At 43.5% G+C, this 3,742-nt stretch carries 4 protein-coding genes and 1 pseudogene; all 5 read left to right on the top strand.

The features are described from left to right. Nucleotides 1–320: hypothetical protein (locus Q0212_RS04345; RefSeq protein ID WP_297922755.1), on the top strand; the 320-nt coding region annotated here is incomplete at its 5' end. Beyond that, nucleotides 301–453 (top strand): annotated as a pseudogene (locus Q0212_RS04340) (integrase); the annotation flags it as partial. The gene Q0212_RS04345 and the pseudogene Q0212_RS04340, both read left to right, overlap by 20 nt. Before the next feature lie 388 nt (nt 454–841). Next, nucleotides 842–1,090: an AlpA family transcriptional regulator gene (locus Q0212_RS04335; RefSeq protein ID WP_297922752.1), complete on the top strand. Its 249-nt coding sequence runs from the start codon at nt 842–844 to the stop codon at nt 1,088–1,090. Nucleotides 1,091–1,283: 193 nt separating this feature from the next. Next, on the top strand, nt 1,284–1,595 hold the full coding sequence (locus tag Q0212_RS04330) for a CHC2 zinc finger domain-containing protein (protein ID WP_297922749.1): 312 nt from the start codon (nt 1,284–1,286) through the stop codon (nt 1,593–1,595). 2 nt (nt 1,596–1,597) lie between these two features. After that, nucleotides 1,598–3,742 (top strand): DUF927 domain-containing protein (locus Q0212_RS04325; protein ID WP_297922746.1); only part of this gene is annotated, 2,145 nt, incomplete at its 3' end.

Here is a 3,742-nt window from a genome sequence, read left to right as displayed (position 1 = left end):
GAATATCAAGCGTTCAAGGCGCAAGTGTTGGAGCTGATGCCATGATAAACGCACCAACGGCCAAGACCTTGCTAGAGTATGACCCTAGTATTATTCCTGTTATTTTTGAGTGTGAAGATTATTTTGAGATTGCTATAGGTTCAAGCAAGATAGCCCCTCAGCGCATGACGACACCACCACAGGCGCGACAGTTTAAAACATTGGGTGCAGCGTACTCTTACTTGAGAAACTTTTTAAACTATCGAGGCGATGTTCATATTCGCTTAGTTGATGAACCGCCCACAGGTTGCCCGATTGATGCAGCTTGCCCATGCCGTTAAAGATGCCAATGGACGCGCCTATAACCGCACTAAATACATAAAACAACGCCATGAGATGATGCAACACTGGAGCGATTATTTAGACAGCTTGCAAGCTAATAATGTGCTGGCGGTTAAGTTTGGGGGGTTGTGATGATAAAAACTGTCGCATTGATATTGTTCGTAATGCACAAAGGAGAATTATTATGTTTATAATGACGATATTGTTTCATAATGAGAAACAAAAAAGCCCTTGTCGTACTTACTGGCGAGTTTGTACAAAAGGGCTTTTAGGCGAGTAGGTTAATGTTGGCGAACACACTTACTCTTAAAACTAGGTTAAACGACTGACCATGACTAAGTTAATTCGTTTAACCAAACACAAGAACCTAACCAAAGGAGCCCAATGAGTAAGTTAACACGTTGTTAACCTTTTTGCTTTTTAGCAAATTTTTGGGTAAACAACAAGAAATATATTAATATATTCACATTACTCATTGATTCCTTTCTTTGGTTAGGTTCGCTTTTATAGTGAGCTTAATATGGCTGCAATTACACAGCATCAAACAGCATCAAACGAAACTTTTGCTAATCCAACTACTCAACAAATCCGCTTTATTCGCAAGCGCGAAGTCATGCACTTAACAGGCTTACCCTCGTCAACCATATACGACTTAATGAGCCGTGATTTATTCCCAAAAAGCATCAAATTGGCTGGAGGCAAGGCGGTTGCTTGGTCATTGTCTTCTATTCAAGCATGGCAACAACAATGCCTTGCTAGTCAAGACTAAGACCCTTTTTGTGGTTCGGGTGTATTGCTTAACGAGCAATAAAAAAGGCCGTAATACCTAAACATTACAGCCTTTAACACTCAATAAATTGCCTATCATTAAGTGAGTATTTGCATGATAAATTATATCAGTCATGGCGTATTGTCGCTACCTAATCGCGTTATTTTGAACTTAAACATGGGAGCATATTCTCATGGCTAAGTTACCCCCTTTGTCCGTCAACAGTGTGCATTATGGCCTTGTTAAGCGTTTTAAGTCCTTGCCCAATGCCGAAAGCTATTACCGCCAACACCTAAGCAAACTAAGCAAACCTAATGCAGCAGGGTGGGCTAATGCTTTATGCCCCATTCATGGTGACCGCAACCCTAGCCTAATGGTGAATCTACACATAGGTTGCTTTAAGTGTATGGCGTGTGGTGCGAGCGGTTCAAACATAGCCGCCTTTCATGCCGCCTTAACTAATACCGACTACCGCACCGCCTTTAACGCCTTAGTGAGTAAATAGCCATGACCACACTAGAAAACATTAACCCGACTATTGGCTTAAATGCCGAAGTACACAACAGCCAAAACGCTGATATTTTGAACAATGTTACAATGTTACACGAAAAAAGCGAGCCTCCCATAGATGAAAAAACACTGTCTAAACTGTCTAATCTGTCTAACGACCCTCAAGCCTTAGAGCCTCAAGACTTAGCCGCTAGACAGCTAGACAAAACACTGTCTAATGACTGTCTAATGCTGTCTAATCCTAGTATAAAAAACGAACAAAAAGAAGAAAACGCTCAAAAAACAGACGAAAAGTGTTCAGAATGTTACACGGAGGAGGACAAAAAACAGCCAAATGTTACACAAAAAAATGACGATGTTACACGCCGTGTAACACTGTCCGAAAAACAGCCAATTGACCTAAAAGCCGATTTTGCCAAGCTATCACGCGTCAATAAAATCGCATGGTACGCACAACAAGGCTTTGATGTATTACTAGGCTTTAGAGGCGGTAAGGGAGCAGGGACAGGATGGAATGTGCCAAACCGCAAGCGCATGACACCCGAAGAAGCAGCCGCTAAAGCAAAAGCCGCACACCGACAAACAAATACCGTTTTATTGTGTGGTGAGCGTAGTACGCCCTTTAATAGTGTGGGCTTGCTTGTGGTGGATGTAGATATTAAGAATGCACGCACCGACCAAGAGCGCAACGAATGCCACCAAGCCCTTGAAGATTTATTAGGTAGCGATATTTACCACCAAGCAACCGTTACTAGTGCATCGGGTGGCTTACATTATTATATTGCCGTACCACCGCACCAAGCGCACTTAATCGCTAAAGATAAAAAGATAAGCCTTGCATCGGGTGAAGAGTACATACGGCCAAGCGTCAATGGTAATGGCGGCAAAGTAAAGGCTTGGGAGCTTGAGCTACTTTGTAATTGTTTGGTGCAAGCTATCCCTAGTACCGTAGAAGGCAAAGAGTACACACTAAATACAGGCATAATACAGCAAGAAATACCGCCCCGTGTGGTTGCCTTAATTGAAGAGCATTTACAGCCTAAAGACGAACCCGAAGCCGAAAAGCCGCCTATTACCGAAGAGCCTAGAGCCTTTGTCTATTGCCTTAAACATGGCGACATTAAAGGCTATGCCTACAGTAAAAGCTATGTACAGAACTACGCTAAAGGCGATGGTTTATATTTAGCAGGGGTACAAAAGATTAAATGTGATGGCGTAGAACTGGCGGAATGGTGCGAACCTACACGCATAGGCAACCCCATTTACCCACTCGCCACCCTAGACGATGGCAACGGCATGGGCTTTGGTGTCTTACTTGAGTTTGACAGCCAACACGGACACACCCACCGCCACGCCTTAGACTTACGCTCATTTGTAGGCGATGGTATTACCTTATTTGCAGCTTTACGCGATTTAGGCTACCACTGGATAGACTTGCCCCGTTATCGTCAAGAGATACGCCTATGGCTTAATAATGCAAGCCCTAACAATCGCTTAATAGGCAAACGTTCAACAGGATGGACAGGCGAAGATTATTGCTTTGTTTTGCCTGAAGATGTGATAGGCGACACCGAAGGCAAGTATTACTATCAAGGAGGCATACAAAGGGCAAATATCTATGAAACTAAAGGCGATTTAGACGCATGGCGCACTAAGATAACCTTAGCTATAGCACCCTATCCCTTATTGTGTTTAGGCGTATTATTAGGCTTTGCACCGCCTTTGCTGGACTGTTTAGGCTTAGATACGTGTGGCATACATTTATGGGGTGAAAGTAGCAACGGCAAAACCACGACCGCACGCATAGGCGCAAGTGTTTGGGGTAATTGCACCAAAGGCACTAATGGCAATAACCGCATTGTTTCATGGAGCGCAACAACAACAGGCTTTGAGGTACAAGCAGCCTTACACTCAAGCAGTTTGCTAGTATTGGACGAAATGGGCGAAGCTGAAAAAGAGCAGATTATCCAATATATTTACTCCCTTAGTGATAGCAAAGGCAAAACACGCGGCCAAGCCGATATAACCTTACGCCCCTCACAAACTTGGAAACTATTAGCCTGTAGTACAGGTGAATTTAATATCAAAGGCCATATCGGACTAACGAGAAACCTACCGACTGGCGTACTTATGCGGATGCTA

This window comes from uncultured Agitococcus sp., from assembly GCF_937920075.1.
In the GTDB taxonomy this organism is placed as follows: domain Bacteria; phylum Pseudomonadota; class Gammaproteobacteria; order Pseudomonadales; family Moraxellaceae; genus Agitococcus.
Note: the sequence above shows the minus strand (reverse complement) of the source record. Positions and strands in the feature narration are given on the sequence as shown.

What these genes read in the sequence shown, in the direction of transcription:
- Q0212_RS04335 (WP_297922752.1), top strand. Translation starts at nt 842, where the DNA reads ATGGCTGCAATTACACAGCATCAAACAGCATCAAACGAAACTTTTGCT.
- Q0212_RS04330 (WP_297922749.1), top strand. Translation starts at nt 1,284, where the DNA reads ATGGCTAAGTTACCCCCTTTGTCCGTCAACAGTGTGCATTATGGCCTT.